Below are 12,559 nucleotides of genomic sequence, written 5' to 3'. Positions count from 1 at the left end.
CGCTCAGAGGGCGACGCCGGCCTTGGCCATGCGTGCGTTGAATTGCTGGACGACTTCGGCGAGGACCTCGTCCGCGCGATCGCCGAGGGCGATGCGGGCCACCGGCAGCAGCGCCGAGGCCGAACGATCACGCCACAGGTTCAGCCAGCGGGTCATGACCTCCTTGTTCTCGGGCGACTCGGCCGCCGCGATCTTGACCGTGGCATCGACCCATTTCCGGGTCTCGGCGAACCAGTCGGTCATGAACTGGGTGAGCATCGCCACCGCGGTGCCGCCCCGGGACGAAAGCACGTCATCGACGATGGTTTCGTACACCAGCGGATACAGCAGGCCATCGAGCGCGACGTTCTGCGCCACGAAGAGCTCCACCGGATCCTTGATCACGAAGGAATCCTCGACGTAGCGACGCAGGCCCTGCCAGGTGTCGTCCTCCATCCAGGCGCGCTTGGCTTCGTCCAGAGATTCGACGTCGCCGAGCAGCAGGCCGACGCGGGTCAGGTACTGGGCGATGCCGAGCTGGTCCATCGCCTGGTAGATGTGCGGCTGCGAGAAGCCGGTGCCGTAGCTGTAGGCACAGACGCTCGCGTTGTTCATGTTCGAGCCCCAGGCCACGTGGCGCAGCGGCAGCAGCAGCTTCAGCACGGTATCGCGCACCGACTCGGGCAGGGTCGCAGCGAGGCCGCGGTTCTCGACGAAGTCGAAGTTGGCCTCCGCGGTGTCCTGCTGCTTGGCGCGAGCCATGGTGTAGGCGCCGTAGTAGAACTGGCGCGGATCCTTGAAGGCATACCAGTCGGCCATCCTGATGGCCGTGCGCGAGGCATCGTAGATGTCGTGCTCGGGGTCCCAGGTCGGCCGGTAATGGAAGTTGGCCGTCTGCTGCATGTCCAGCGTGCCTTCCTGGTACCGCGACGCCGGCTTGTCGCCCCCGATGCGCCGGGCGATGTTGTCGAACGTATGCCGCAGCGGCTTGATGGTGACGGTGCGCAAATCGATCTGCATGGATTCTCCTCCTTGTGCTTGTGGGTCACGCTCAGCGGAACCGCTGGTGCGTGGCTTGATGCAGGTTCCAGTTCCAATCCTCCGTCTCGCCCGCGCCGCCCTCTTCACGGGGCTCGAGGAAGGTCACGCTGTTGACCTCGCAGAACGCGGCATAAGCCTCCGCCGGGAGCAGCATCTCGGCGTAGAGCTCGGGATCTCCGATCGCGAACTCGAATTCCACGAAACCGTCGGGCCGACGCTCGATCAGGCGCACGAACTTGCGGCTGAGGTCGATTTCGGGCTCTGTACGCTTCATCCCCCACACTCCTTCGGTTTGATCAACACGGGCTTGCTATGGGGAGGGTATTAACAACTTCCGTGCCAATCTCAGCCAATCCTCGTATTGGCGCTATTTATCCGAATTATCGAGATTTGACCGCCACACCAGGCAGGCGCATGGTTTGATCAAATGATCCATTCATGGATTTCGTTGATTATTTGATTCACTTACTTTATTGCTCTGCACAACCGGAGCCCGAAAGCAGAACGGGCCGGGGACCTGCGTCCGCCGACCCGTTCGGCACCCTGCCAGGTTGTCCGATCTACGGTTCAGTTATGCCCCTCCGCACAGACCGCCTTCGCCATCTTCCCCACCACCTTCAGGCTCAGGTCGCTGTCGGGGAACAGCTTGCATGCCAGCACCACCCCGTCCGCCTCTTCCGCTTCGGACACGCAGGCACGGCTCATCTTCCGCGTGTGGTATGCGCCGCCGGTAATCCTCACCTTGCAGACACCGCAACCGCCCCCGCGACAACCGACCGGAATCCCCTTGCGGCCAAGGGCCTCCATCGCGTGCAGCACGCTGTCCTGCTCGGCGCATGAAACCCGTTCTCCACTGTCCTCGATCGTCACCGCGAATCTCTGCCCCATCCTTACGGCCTCCTCTCTCGATGTGCCTGTCGTCGTGCGTATCACTACGCCTGTACGCGATCAGCAATTGGTCGCGCATACCGGCGATGTGGCGCACCGTTACAAGAATCGTGCCAATCGTTTATTTATCTCGAGATTCTTACTATCATCGCCAGAAGTCCCCGCTCCCTAAACAGGAGCCGCCTCGGTTAAGCTTCGGCCTCAGTCCGGACAACGCCGAGGTGTCCGGGGAACGACCCGCCGCAGAGCGGAGCGACCTGACCTGGAGGAGACCCTTGGCCACTATCCATTACCCGGAGAGCGCAGATCTCCGCAGCCTGCTCCGGTTCGCTGCGGAAGACGGGCACATCTGGCTGGGAGAGCACCGCATGCTGCTCCTGCATGCCGGCGCCATGTCCGAACTGCGCAAGGAACTGATCGCTTCGGTGGGCCAGCAACAGGCACGCCGCATCCTCACGCGCATGGGCTTCGCCTCCGGCATGCGCGACGCCGAACTGGCGCGCAAGACGCGCGGCACCAGCGAACCCGCAGACGCCTTCGTGGTCGGGCCACAACTGCACATGCTCGAGGGCTGTGCGCGGGTCGAGCCGGTACGGCTCGAGTTTGGCGGCGCAGGCAACGGCTTTTACGGCGAGTTCCTGTGGTACAACGCCTGGGAAGCCGAGGCGCACGTGCAGGCTTTTGGTGAAGTGGACCACCCGGTGTGCTGGATGATGATCGGCTATGCCTCGGGCTACACCAGCGCCTTCATGGGACGCTTCATCCTGTTCAAGGAAGTCGAGTGTGCGGCGACGGGGTGCGAGCACTGCCGCATCGTCGGCAAACCCGCCGAGGCGTGGCCCGACGCGGACGAGCTGCGGCCGTACTTCGAGGCCGACTCGATCGTCGGCCGCCTGCTCGAGCTGCGCGACGAGATCGAGGCCATGCGCCACACGATCGCCTGCCCGCGCCGGACCGCCGACCTCATCGGCAACTCCGCGGCCTTCCTCCACGCCTACGACCTGATCAGCCGTGCCGCGTCAACCAACGTCTCGGTACTGCTGCTCGGCGAAACCGGCGTCGGCAAGGAGCGCTTCGCACGCACCCTGCATGAGATGAGCCCGCGCAAGGACGAGCCCTTCGTCGCGGTCAACTGCGCCGCCCTGCCCGACGAGCTGATCGAATCCGAGCTGTTCGGGGTCGAGCGCGGCGCCTTCACCGGCGCCCACGCCTCACGTGCGGGCAAGTTCGAGCGCGCGCACGGCGGCACGCTGTTCCTCGACGAAGTCGGCGAATTGCCTCTACCGGCCCAGGCCAAGCTGCTGCGCGTATTGCAGGAAGGGGAAATCGAACGGCTCGGCGACGAGCGCACGCGCAAGGTCAATGTACGGCTAGTCGCCGCGACCAACGTCGACTTGCAGAAGGCCGTCCATGCCGGCACCTTCCGCCGCGACCTGTTCTACCGCCTCAACGTCTATCCGGTGACGATCCCACCGCTGCGCGAGCGAACGGGCGACATCCCGGCCCTGGTCGATGCCATGGTCCGCCGCTTCGAGACCCTGCATGGCAAGCGCATCGCCGGCATCAGCGACAAGGCCATGCACGCGCTGAAGCTCCACACCTGGCCCGGCAATGTGCGCGAACTCGAGAACGTGCTCGAGCGCGGCGTGATCCTCGCGCCACAAAACGGCATGATCGAGGTCGAGCGCCTTTTCATCGGCAACTTCAGTGAGGCCGCCCAGCAACACTCGCTGGGCGCGCACGGCGCGCTCGAAGCCAGACGGCAGCCGCCACAGGATCTCGCCGCTGCCGTGCTCGAGTCAGGGGTGTCGCTCGAGGCCTTCGAGCAAAGCCTCCTGCAACGCGCCGTCGAGCGCGCCAACGGCAACCTCGCCGCCGCCGCGCGGCTGCTGGGCATGACCCGGCCGCAGCTCAACTACCGGATCAAGAAGCAGTCGGACTGAGGCGCATCTCAGCGCCTTACTGCATGGACGCATGCTCGACGATCGCTTCAGCCCCGCAAACACAGACGGGGCGTGACCGATGTTGCAGTACCGCATACTCGATGGAGGTACACTCGGGGCTCTGAGACAATCACGCCCCACCCAGCAAAGGGGCGCCCAGAACCAGCCTTGAGCGCCCCCTCTACGCCCGCCTTCTACGCCCCGTTCGCGTTCATCGTCCGTCTCCTGGACCGCCTCAGCTTTCGCTGGAAGTTCGCGACCGTGGCCGTGGTGTTTGTCGTCGCGGCAGCCGGGTTCCTGCACCAGATCTACGCCCATTACCGCGCGCAAGCCGTGCTGGCTGAGCGCGCAATCGGTGGTCTAGGGCTGGTGCGTGACTCTCTCGCACTGATGATCGAGCTTCAGCTCCAGCGTGGGGTGACCTTCACCGCGCGTAAGGGTGGTGACGATTTCACGGCCCGCCTCCCTCAGCAGAAGTCAGCAGTTCGCAGCGGCATCGAACAGGTGGAAGCGGCCCTCGTGCGGCTTGATTCGCTCACGGCCTTGCATCCCCGCTGGGCATCCGTACGTGCGGGTATCGAGCGCGCCATCCACTCCACCGAAGATCAATCAAGCGCGCAGTCCAGCTTTGACACCCATACGGCGGCAGTAAACGAGTTGCTCGCGTGGATCGTGGACATCGGGGATGAGGCAGGCATCACCGCCACCTCGAACCCGGCGCTCTACCACCTCAATCTGGCGCAGATTCGGTCACTGCCTAGTCTGGTCGAAAGCCTGGCCAATCTGCGCGGTTACGCCACCGGCACCTTGTTGGCGGGCGGGCGCGATGCAGGCATCACCTCTGAACTTGCTGGCCGCGTGTCGGCCGTCGATATCGTGGAAGGCCACACACACAACCGCATCGACCGTATCAGCAGGTTGCTGCCCGACAGCCTTCACATGGATGACCCTGTGGTGCGCGAGCTTCATGATGCCATCCGGTATGTCCGCAATACCACGCGCTCCAGCACCTACCTTTCTCCTGCACCCGTCGAGGCCGCAGACCTCTTCGACGTCGCCACGCAGGCCATCGACGCGGCCAGACGACTTCATGTCGATCATCTGTACCCTCGGTCAGTGGCCATGATCGAAGCGGGCCTGGCGGACGTGCGGCGCGCAATGATTGCTGACGTCCTTGTGCTGATGAGCTTCTTCGTCATCATCAGCACGCTGTTTGCCGCCATCTACACGTCGATCCGGCGCTCGGTAAACACTATCAATGAAGGCTCCGCCCTCTTTGCTGCAGGCGACCTCAGTGTCAGGGTTCAGGTTCAGTCGCAGGACGAGTTTCGTCACCTGGGCGAGCAGTTCAACGCGATGGCCGACGAGATTGCCTCGCTGGTCGACGCGCAGCGCGCCCAAGCGCAACGTCTGTCCGGCCTGCTGCGCAACACGCCGTCGGTTGTGTTTGCGCTTGACCCCCACACGCTGAACTGCACATTCATCAGCCCCAACGCTGAAGCTTTGCTCGGCCCCGCAGACCATGCTGACTCGCTCGATCTGGAGCACCTGCTTGGCTCCATCCATCCCAAGGACCGCGCAACGCTGCGCGATGGACTGCTGGCCTGGCGGGAACGGGGTTTTGTCGGCCTGCTCAGTGGCACCTACCGGCTTGCCCATGACGCTGCGGGCCAGAAATGGGTCGAGCTACACCACAATGCCGTTCTGGACGATGCCGGCACCGTCCTCGAGATTGTGGGTTCCTGTACCGACATCACCGAGTTGCATCATGCGCATACCCAGTTGGAGCTAGCGGCCAGCGTGTTCAGTGGCGCCCGCGAGGGCATCATCATCACCGACCCGCAGGGCTGCATTGTCGAGGCCAACGCCGCCTGTTCAGACATCACCGGTTGGTCGCGCGACGAATTGCTTGGCGAGAACCCGCGCCTGTTCAAATCGGGGCGCCACAACCCGGCTTTCTATGAGGCGATGTGGCGCTCGGTCAAGGACAATGGCTACTGGGAGGGCGAGATTTGGAACCGTCACAAATCCGGCCGAGACTATGCCGAACTGCTCACAATCGGCACGGTGCGAAGCCCCTCGGGTGAGGTGCTTCACCACGTCGGGCTGTTCTCGGATATCACCCCGCAGAAAGAAGCTGAAGAGCGCCTGCGTAAGCTCGCCCACTTCGACTCGCTGACCGGCCTCCCCAACCGCACCCTGCTCGCCGACCGCATGGAGCAGGCCCTGCTCCAGAGCCGACGCAGCAGCAAGCTCGTCGCAGTCGCGCTCATCGACCTGGACGGATTCAAGGCCGTCAATGATCTTCATGGTCACGACGCTGGCGATGTCCTCCTGAAAACCGTGTCGCAGCGCATGACGGAAAGTCTGCGCGCCGAAGACACCGTGGCACGACTGGGTGGGGATGAGTTTGTGGTGGTGATGAGCGCACTGGACAGCCGCAGCGACATCGAACAACCCATCGCTCGCCTGCTGGCCGCCATCAATCAGCCTGTTGCCCTCGATAACGCAACGGTCAAGGTGTCGGGCAGCATCGGGGTTACCTTCTACCCCCAACGCGAACCGATCGCACCCGATCAGCTCATGCGCCAAGCCGACCAGGCCATGTACATTGCCAAGCAGGCCGGCAAGAACCAATGCCAGGTTTTTGACGATCGTCAGGATTTGTAGTCCGACTGATCGTTAGCGCTGTCTGTTCGCGTGAAGCAGTCCTTCGCGACAGGGCACCAATCGGCGCCGGACGGCGGCATTGCCGACAGCCCTGACATCCGCGGCTCTGCCTCATGCCGACGAGGGGCCAGCAGCGGCTCGCCCTGTCGCCGACACCGCCTTCCGATCAGCCGCGCTCGGGCGCGACCGACGTGGCCGCCGTGCGGACGAAGACATCTTCGTGGCGCGCATAGTCCCACTGCTCGACAAGACAGTCCTTGCCCGCATCGGCGCCGCGCCGTACCTGCTCACCGCACGACGCGCCCCAGCGCAGGATGTTTACGGAGTTGGGCACCTCGAGGCGTATGCGTGACGAGACCGCGGTTCCCGCCTGTACGACCCAGAGTCGCCGCGCCAAACCGTGCTGTGCCAGCGTGTAGGGCAGATGAATGTGCCCACCCAGCACCAGGTCCGCCCCGGCGGCCGCCCAGGCCTGCAAGGCCGCATGGTGGCCGCGCAACTGGTCGGCACGGTCTTCAGCCTTGATGACGGCCGCAGGCTGGTGGACCACCACCACGCGCAACTGCTGCGCGCTGGCGCCTGCCAGCCGTGCAGCCACGCGATCGATCTGCGCCGCGGACACTTCGCCGTTCTTGAACCGCCATGGGCGCGTGGTGTTGACGCCAATGACGAGGAGATCCTGCGAAGCGTGAACGGGCTCGAGATCAGAGCCGAACGCCTTGGCGTAGCGCGCATACGGGTGGGTGAAGCGCGCCCATAGGTCGAACAGTGCGATGTCGTGGTTACCCGGCACAGCCAGAACCAGCGCCCCCAGTCGATCGGCGAAGGTCTTTGCCGCGCGGAACTGGGCGGGCCGCGCACGCTGCGTGATGTCACCCGACAGCACCACCATATCCGGGCGCTGCTGGGCGGCCAGAGTGACCAGGGCCTCGACCACCCGCGGGTCTTCGGTGCCGAAATGGGTGTCGGAAATGTGCAGCAGAACACTCATGCCGCGGCCTCGGGCGCACTGGCCCTGCCGCCTGCGCCCGACGCCTGGAGCAGGTACAAGGGCTTGTCCAGCACACGAATGTCGATCGGCGCGCGCATACGTGTCACTTCTCCGTCAAACGCGACGACGAACACCTTGCGTCTCGTTGCCAGCCTGGGCCTCACCACCATGTGCCGGAACTCGAAGGTTTCCACGCCGGCGGCATCCCCCAGCCTGCCCATTGCGCCGCGCAGCATCAGTCCGAGCATCGACATCGTACCGATGGGCCGCAGCATCAGCGCGGCCATGCTACCGTCGCCGGGCGTACCGGCCAGGGTGTCTTCAGGATCCACTCCGACCTGTTGCAACTGCAGCCGGTTGTTGCCGACGAAGAGCGTCAGGGTCTGCACATCACGCACCGTGGTGGCCGTTTCGATGTGCAGCCGCAGTCGGCGTTGCGCACGCAGCAAGGTCGCACAAGCCGCCACGAACGCCACCCAGCGGCTGCGGCCAAAGCGCGCTTTCCAGGCCTCGCGGTCCTGCAACAGTTCGGGGTAAGCGCCCAGGCTGGCATTGACCAGGAAAATCCGGTCGTTGATGGCCCCCACCTGCACCGGCATCGGGCTCGCATCCATCAACTGGCGTGCCGCAGCGTCCGGCTCGGTGGCGATCCCGTGCGTCCTGGCAAAGTAGTTGAAGGTACCGTAGGGGATGACGCCCATTGGGCAACCGGCTGCGTGCGCAGCCTGCGCCACCGTGTTGAGGCTTCCATCGCCACCGACCGCCACCACGGCCGTGCCGCGCGCCGCCGCTGCCGCAGCGGCCTCGGTGGCCCCCCGTCCCAGATCAGCAGGTTCGCACGCCAACAATTCACCCTTTCGCCCATACTCGGCGAGCGCACGCCGGATCACGGCCTGCTTGGCCTCAAGGTCGAGCGCACCTGCACCGGCATTGATCACGAACAGCAGGGGCGCCGCGGGGTCGAGTCGCGGAGCCGACATCGCAGCGCGGTGCGCGCTGTCGCTCCCGATCCACTGTGACCGGAAATTGTCATCCATGCCGCATCCGGACGGCGGTGAGGTTTCGAGTGTTGGGCATGGAATGTGTTCTCTGGAAGATGCTGCTGTGGAAAGCCTGCGGCGTGCGTCGTTGCGCAACCGGGGCGAAACCTCGGGGAACCGCAGGACCCGATCACGAGTCCGAACTGCCAAATAGTTCAAGCAGGGTCTATTGGTCATGAAGGACAAACGACGAGCTACCCTGGAACGGATTGCCGGGGCGCGACTGGCCTCGATGAACGGTACGATGGCCGACGCCGTGGGTCAAAGCAATCGGCAACGCATGGTCTGGTTGAGCCTGCTGGCAATGCCACTTCTTGTTCCGGTGGCACTACCGGGGATGGCTTCGGTGGTGGGCGCTTTTTCCATTCTGATCGCGTTCGGGCTGCTTAGCGGCCAGCCCGTGCCCTTGCCCGCCTGGCTTGCCAGACGAGAGATGAACGATCGCGCCCGGATGCTGCTCGAGCGCATGACCAGCCGGGTCATCCAGATCATTGCACGGTGGGGACGACCGCGCATGCTGCGCTTGAGCGACAAGCCCGCGCGCATTGCCAACGGGTTGATGCTCTGTGCCGCGGGACTGTCGATGATGGTCCCCGTCCCCATCATCAGCTTTGACAACGTGCTGCCGGCGCTCGCCATCGTCTTGATCTCCTGGGGGCTGCGTCTGCGTGACGGCCTGATGCTGCTGGCCGGTTATCTGGTGACGCTGGCCGCGGTCGCTTCGGTCGGGCTGCTGTGGTGGGGCGGCACCGTCGCCGCCACCGAACTGCTGTCGCTGATGGGCCTGACTTTCAGCCAGTAAGCTCAATTGCCTCAACCGCGGACGAGCAACGAAGATCGAACACTCACCGTTCCACGTCAATTGGAAGAATTACGCAAACATGAAAACGATCATCTGGATCCTGTTTTTCGTGATCCTCGCCGCGTGGACGGGGATGACCGCACTCACTGTTCATGTCATCGACTGGATTGCGCATAAGTCGGGCACTGCGCTTCAGAACGACCTCAGTACGGTTCTCGACGCAACAGCGCTGCCGTCCTGGTTAGCACTGTGGATTGACCCTGCCTGGCTCCAATCGATCCACGCGGGTCTCGTCGCCACCATCGAAGGGGTCCGTCAGATCATGCCTTGGCTTGCCGCCGGCATGGCGTGGCTCAGCCCGCTGCTCTGGACGGTCTGGGCGCTGGGCGCCCTGAGCTTGCTGATCATCACGGTAATCGGACACCGGCTACTTGGTTCGTTTTTCCCGGCAAATCGCCCGAGCCCACCCGGCATCCATGGCTGATCTCACTGGGCGAACTTCTTGAGTACATCCCGAAAGGTCGTCGGATGCGCAGCGTTGCGGCACGAATCGCGACCACAGGAAATGGCGAAGCCAAGGAAAGTCGGGAACGCTCCGCCAGCATCACACTGCCCTGGAAAAGCTGCATGGCAGCACGGCGATGAGCACCGTTTGAGCGAGCCCAACATACCCGCAGCTTGGCCTGCCAGACCCTCTTGATGTGGCCGCCCTCAAGCACAGGTCGAGATGAAGGGGGCGTATTGCTAGCGAAAGATCACCGATTGTCATCACTGCAGCGATCGAGAAAGCCCCCCTCCCGAAGCGACCGCGCCACCTTCAGGGACTTGACGTAGGGGCTCACGCGCTGCTCGTCCTCCGGCACCAGCAGGGTCAGTTCGTCGCAGACGCGCGTGACTGCGACATAGAAGCGGTTGCGCTCCTCGTGCGGGTCGGCATCACGCGCCGGGAAAACACCCGCCTCCAGGAACGGAAGAAGGACAGCCTCGAACTCCTGCCCCTTTGCCGCCTCTACCGAACACACCAGCAGCGTGTTCATGGGCCTGGCCTTTCGGAGCGCGATATCGACATCCTTCAGCCAGTTCGCGAACTCGCGCAGCGAACAGTTCCTGCGCTTGGCACTCTGCACGAAGCCGTCCAACGACTGAGACACCATTCGCGCCATGGCCGGGTCGACGAACAGCAAGCGCGCCTTGTTCTTCATGTCCAGGGTGGCTACGACCTGTTCGAGCAGGACGTGAGCGGGAGCGTCAGGCGCAGCGCCACGAATGAGCGCCACCGACGCGTCGAGCCGCAGACGATTCCTTCTCTCCTCGGATGTCTCCTCGACCGTGCTCGATTCGTAATCGCTGCGCCGGCGCAATTCTTCGGCCTTGGCGGTCTGGCCGCTCCGATTCAACGCCTGGATCCGCTCAAGGAGCGCGGTCTCCTCCATTGATTGCCGCTCCCACGATAGACGGGCGACACGCCGGTCATAGATCGTTCGCGGACGCAGCAGCACCCCCTGCAGGAAGTGCTGAAAATTCAGCCCCGGATCCTTGGCCGCATCCTTCAGATACTTCCCTTGAAGACGCTCCGGCGCCCATTCGAACTGCTGCCAAAGCAGCAGGGAACTGATGACTCTGGAAAATTTATCGTCGCCAGGAATCGTCGTCAGATCGTCCAGCGCAAAGGCCATGATGCCCCGCAGCGCCAGGACCTCGGGCCGCATCAGATAACTCTCCATCCCCTCGATACGCCAGTTCAGGCCGGCCTCGAAGAGCGCATTCTCGACAAGGATGGACTGGTACGGCGAGCGCAGGATGATCGCCGTATCGTCGAGACGTCCGCCTCGCTTCCTGAAGTCCACAAGTGCCGTAACGAGCTTGCCGGCGGCGGCACCGTGGTCTGCATAGCGCTCTACCCGGACTTCGGTCTTGTGCGATCTCCCGGATCGCACCCGCTCGTTATCGCTCCCGTCCCCCATCAGCGCCGACACCATCTTTGCCATGATCGGCCCGTGGCGGTAGGTGCTCGACAGCGTGAGACGGACGACCGAAGAAGATGGCCACTCTGCCCCGAAACACTCCTTCATGAAGCGGATATTGGATCCCGCCCAGCCGTGAATGATCTGGTCAAAGTCACCCGCGCCGATGAAGTAGACGGGCTTCGGGCCCAGGATCTCCGCGGCGATCGATCCTTCGACCGATTCACGCGACGGATCCAGCAGCCACTTCAAGACCTCGTAACTCGCCGGGTTCATGTCCTGCAGTTCGTCGACGGCGACGAACTCGTACGTCGGCATCCGGATTCGGCCCTGCGTCTCAATCAGCATCCTCGCCAGATCGAAAGTCGCGTCGAATTCGCTCCGCCAGGCCGCCGGCCGGTCGTCGTAATAGCTGCCCGTCCCGCGGACCCGCTCTACCTCCCGATAGATATAAAAGAAGCTCTCTGGAAGCCCGTACCGGATCGCCCGGTCTTCGTAGGTTTCGTCCTCATCGAGGTCGGGGCTCAAGAGATTGGCCTTCATCAGGCGGGCATTCCGCACGAACTCGGCGATCTGCTCGTTATGCTCGGGTAGCGCGATCTCGAGCGGCCGCACGCGATCGTCCTCGCGCTTCTTGATGTTCGCCGCCGCCTTCCGGACATATGCGCAGACTTCGTCCATCGACGATAGCTGATCGGCCCGCTCATATCCAAAGCCGTTCAGCACCTCGACACAGAAGTCGTCGAACGCGACACACCTGATGGCATTCGCTAGCTGCGCATCGTTTGAAAGCTTGGCGATCATCCGCCGGATCACCTGCGCCGCTTCGCGCGAGAAGGTGAGCACCAGGATCTTGCGTGGATCCTTCCCGTACCGGACGTTCTCCATCACCTTGAGCGCGATGGTCGTCGACTTGCCTGACCCGGCAGCGGACATTGCGATGACATAGCGATTCTGGCAGCGCTGAATCGCCAGCTGTTCGGCCGTCGGCTGGAAATCCCCCGGCACGAACCGCACTGAACTCGCACCTCGGTAGTTGATCGGCAGCATCGTTGGTCGAGCTCAAATGACGAAGTGCGAGATGATAGCGCCGACCGGCGTCAAACCCTTGAGCACAGAATCCGTACAGCGAGGATGTGCACTGTGCCCACAGTGCGCCCAGACGCAAGAAAGCCAACCACCGTGAAGTGATTGGCTTTTTTGACTTTTTTGGTTGCGGGGGCAGGATTTGAACCTGCGAC

The 12,559-nt window shown here is 63.5% G+C and carries 10 protein-coding genes; 4 read left to right on the top strand and 6 right to left on the bottom strand.

Annotated elements, in window-relative coordinates; all coding sequences use genetic code 11:
• Window positions 1-3 precede the first annotated feature (3 nt).
• From AC731_RS01765 to AC731_RS01755, 3 genes are all read right to left on the bottom strand, one after another.
• A complete protein-coding gene (locus tag AC731_RS01765) occupies window positions 4-999 on the bottom strand; it encodes an aromatic/alkene monooxygenase hydroxylase subunit beta (RefSeq protein WP_048708886.1) in 996 nt (331 codons plus the stop codon).
• A gap of 31 nt (window positions 1,000-1,030) precedes the next feature.
• Window positions 1,031-1,294: a phenol hydroxylase subunit gene (locus AC731_RS01760; protein WP_004252831.1), complete on the bottom strand. Its 264-nt coding sequence runs from the start codon at window positions 1,292-1,294 to the stop codon at window positions 1,031-1,033.
• Between the two features lie 293 nt (window positions 1,295-1,587).
• Window positions 1,588-1,908 (bottom strand): 2Fe-2S iron-sulfur cluster binding domain-containing protein, encoded by a 321-nt coding sequence (locus tag AC731_RS01755; protein WP_004252829.1) that lies wholly within the window; start codon window positions 1,906-1,908, stop codon window positions 1,588-1,590.
• A gap of 275 nt (window positions 1,909-2,183) precedes the next feature.
• Between AC731_RS01755 and AC731_RS01750 the strand changes: the two genes are divergently transcribed.
• A complete protein-coding gene (locus tag AC731_RS01750; RefSeq protein ID WP_048708884.1) occupies window positions 2,184-3,851 on the top strand; it encodes a sigma-54-dependent Fis family transcriptional regulator in 1,668 nt (555 codons plus the stop codon).
• A gap of 168 nt (window positions 3,852-4,019) precedes the next feature.
• A complete protein-coding gene (locus AC731_RS01745; protein ID WP_053085857.1) occupies window positions 4,020-6,521 on the top strand; it encodes a diguanylate cyclase domain-containing protein in 2,502 nt (833 codons plus the stop codon).
• Window positions 6,522-6,687: 166 nt separating this feature from the next.
• Here AC731_RS01745 and AC731_RS01740 read toward each other — a convergent pair whose 3' ends face one another.
• Together AC731_RS01740 and AC731_RS01735 are read right to left on the bottom strand one after the other, a co-directional pair.
• A complete protein-coding gene (locus tag AC731_RS01740) occupies window positions 6,688-7,512 on the bottom strand; it encodes a metallophosphoesterase family protein (RefSeq protein WP_048708882.1) in 825 nt (274 codons plus the stop codon).
• Window positions 7,509-8,549 carry a diacylglycerol/lipid kinase family protein gene (locus tag AC731_RS01735; protein ID WP_048708881.1) on the bottom strand — a complete coding sequence of 347 codons (1,041 nt, stop codon included), beginning with the start codon at window positions 8,547-8,549 and terminating at the stop codon, window positions 7,509-7,511. The genes AC731_RS01740 and AC731_RS01735 overlap by 4 nt, the downstream gene beginning before the upstream one ends.
• Before the next feature lie 178 nt (window positions 8,550-8,727).
• Here AC731_RS01735 and AC731_RS01730 point away from each other — a divergent pair, with 178 nt between their 5' ends.
• Both AC731_RS01730 and AC731_RS01725 read left to right on the top strand, forming a co-directional pair.
• Complete coding sequence (locus AC731_RS01730; RefSeq protein WP_237266584.1) at window positions 8,728-9,354, top strand: exopolysaccharide biosynthesis protein; 627 nt, start codon at window positions 8,728-8,730, stop codon at window positions 9,352-9,354.
• A 79-nt stretch (window positions 9,355-9,433) separates the two neighbouring features.
• Window positions 9,434-9,838 carry a hypothetical protein gene (locus AC731_RS01725; RefSeq protein WP_048708879.1) on the top strand — a complete coding sequence of 135 codons (405 nt, stop codon included), beginning with the start codon at window positions 9,434-9,436 and terminating at the stop codon, window positions 9,836-9,838.
• A gap of 271 nt (window positions 9,839-10,109) precedes the next feature.
• Here the strand turns inward: AC731_RS01725 and AC731_RS01720 are convergent, their stop codons facing one another.
• Window positions 10,110-12,368, bottom strand: a complete 2,259-nt coding sequence (locus AC731_RS01720) for a UvrD-helicase domain-containing protein (protein ID WP_048708878.1) — start codon at window positions 12,366-12,368, stop codon at window positions 10,110-10,112.
• Window positions 12,369-12,559: the final 191 nt, after the last annotated feature.

The organism is Thauera humireducens (assembly GCF_001051995.2).
GTDB classification, from domain to species: Bacteria; Pseudomonadota; Gammaproteobacteria; order Burkholderiales; family Rhodocyclaceae; genus Thauera; species Thauera humireducens.
The sequence above is the reverse complement of the archived record's forward strand: the minus strand, read 5'-3'. Positions and strand labels throughout refer to the sequence as shown.